Annotated in this window: 2 protein-coding genes; both read right to left on the minus strand. The window is 56.3% G+C overall.

The annotated features are described in order from the left end of the window. Positions 1 to 37: 37 nt before the first annotated feature. Complete coding sequence (locus ACZ6ZO_RS12810) at positions 38 to 1,066, minus strand: transposase (RefSeq protein WP_465293082.1); 1,029 nt, start codon at positions 1,064 to 1,066, stop codon at positions 38 to 40. A gap of 74 nt (positions 1,067 to 1,140) precedes the next feature. Then, positions 1,141 to 1,524 (minus strand): transposase, encoded by a 384-nt coding sequence (locus ACZ6ZO_RS12815; RefSeq protein ID WP_465293084.1) that lies wholly within the window; start codon positions 1,522 to 1,524, stop codon positions 1,141 to 1,143. Between the last annotated feature and the right edge of the window lie 47 nt (positions 1,525 to 1,571).

Raw genomic sequence — 1,571 nt, forward strand, 5'->3', positions numbered from 1 at the left:
CCGCTGCCCGCCAGTTAGTTGTGACCCTGGTTGGGTTTCAGGCGTGGTTTTCTAGCTGTGCTAGATGCCTGGTTTCCAGTGTAGCTGGTTGTTGTTTTCCGATGTTAATCCCAACGATTGATGGTGGGGGCCTTAGCCCGTACCGCCTGGGCCTGCGTCCTGGGTTTTTACGGTAATACGCCGCGGATTTTGCAACCCGATGGTCGAGGATCTGGCGCCAACTACCATCAAAGACCTGCTGGGGCGTAAACCCAGCTAGTCCCCGATGCCGGTCACGGTGGTTGTACTCGTTGATGATCTTGCCAATCGTCTCCACCGCCATCTCGATCGTGGGGTAGATTTCCTTGGCCCAGCGGTGATGCTTGATCGTGCGGTGCGATGACTCCTCGTGTGGATTGTCGTTAGAAACCCCGGGGCGGATCAGCGACATCTCCACACCAGAAGCACTGAGCAGTTTCTTCATCGTATTGCTGGTCATGATCGACCCGTTGTCGCTGTGCACAACCTGCACCCGATTACCGGTGGCACCGATAGTGGCAATAGCCTTCGCGATCAGCTGCTTTGCTAGCGATGTTTCTTGCACGTGTTGGATGGTCCAGGCCACGATCTTGCGGGAATACAGGTCCAACACGGTGTACAGGAACAATCCCTTGTTGAAGTAGGACTGGGGCAGCCAGGTGACATCCCAACACAGCACCTGGCCAGGGGCAGTTGCTGACACAACGGGCATTGCCTTCGGGGCTGCGGCCCGGCGTGCGCACGTTGGCTGCGCGAAGTACTTGGTGTTGACCCGGTAGAACGTGCGCATCGATCCAATAAGTGGATCCGGCCCATCTAGATGGTCATGGAAGATCCGGTACACCGACAAGTCCTTGGCTTTGCCTTTGGCGAGAAGGTCCACAATCTGCTTCGTTTCCTCTGCTGTTAGTGCGCGGGGATCCGGGCGGCGGGTGCACCGCGGTGGCGCCGGCCGCCGGTGATGGCGGTAGCGCCACACCGTTTTCGCGCATCCTGACAGACGAAACGCCTCTTTCAAGGTCAGGCCCGCTGCAACCAAGTCATGCACGAGCTGGGTATCACAGGAAACAAAGTCAGCATGGGCCTTTTTCTGTTCGTCGGTGAGTTGTCGGCCACCTCGCTTTAGTCCTCGGAAAGGTTTTGCAAGGTGGCGATAGCTTTTCCCAACGCTTCAGCCGCCTCTTGGTTGGCGTGGGCCCGCTTACGCAATGCTTCGTTGGCTTTACGCAGGCGTGCGTTTTCCTCAAGTAGTCGTTTGATCTCTTTGGCCTCTCTGGTGCTCATAACTACAGTCTGGCGTGGCGAAAGGTCCATGTCGATATTCCCGGCAATCATTTGATCCCGCCATTTCACAATCGCAGCGCCGGAGACGTTGTGCCGTTTCAAAAACGCGCCTTTGGTGCCATGCTTTTGCAGGTAGTAGTTAGCTACCAACCACTTCTTTTCCTCCGGGGTAAACACCCGATGTGGTTTGACCCGAACAGTAGGGGCAAGCTCGTTAGACATTGATGATCCTCTCTGTAGGAGGGTCACAACTTCACTGGCAAACAGGG

The sequence above is a fragment of the Corynebacterium sp. NPDC104732 genome (assembly GCF_055583565.1).

Excerpts from the sequence above, each read along its gene's own strand:
- ACZ6ZO_RS12815 (WP_465293084.1), bottom strand. The coding sequence starts at position 1,524 with ATGTCTAACGAGCTTGCCCCTACTGTTCGGGTCAAACCACATCGGGTG.